General features: G+C 37.5%; 1 pseudogene. It reads left to right on the plus strand.

The window, feature by feature from the left end:
• Positions 1–587: pseudogene (locus tag PPOP_RS23055) on the plus strand (hypothetical protein); the annotation flags it as partial.

The raw sequence follows: 587 nt of genomic DNA on the forward strand, positions 1-587 counted from the left end.
AAGGGAAGCACAAAAACCTATGCAGACTTTATTCAAAAGCTAGAAGCTATAGCAAACACTGTCATCGGCGAAATAACCGAGATAGAGCCCGGATTTTCGACTATCGATCTTGCTCCCGGATATGTGTCTGTTAAAGGTGAGGATTTTGAAGGAAAAATTTATTTGGTAGAAATACCAATTAAGAATGGAGTAGACAAAACCTATAAAAAAGGTGACAAAGTGAAAGTTATCAATAAAAATAAGTGGGAAGTTAACAATATCAACGGTAATTGGGAATCAGCCCCTGAGTTTTTGTCTAAGCTGGCTGACGACTCAAAAAACACGTCCCAAAATAGTGCAGAGAGTCACACACAAGTTAAAAACAGTGTCATTGGTGAGATAACCGAGGCATGGCCCGGATATGTGTCTGTTAAAGGTGAGGATTCTGAAGGAACTATTCAGTCGGTAGAAATATTATTTGAGAATGGATTCAATAAAACCTATAAAAAAGGTGACAAAGTTAAAATTATCAATAAAGATAAGTGGGATGCTTACTTTAACGGTAAATGGTATTCAGCCCCTGCAGAGTTTATGTCTAAGCTGACTGA

This window comes from Paenibacillus popilliae ATCC 14706 (assembly GCF_000315235.1).
Lineage (GTDB): Bacteria > Bacillota > Bacilli > Paenibacillales > Paenibacillaceae > Paenibacillus_B > Paenibacillus_B popilliae.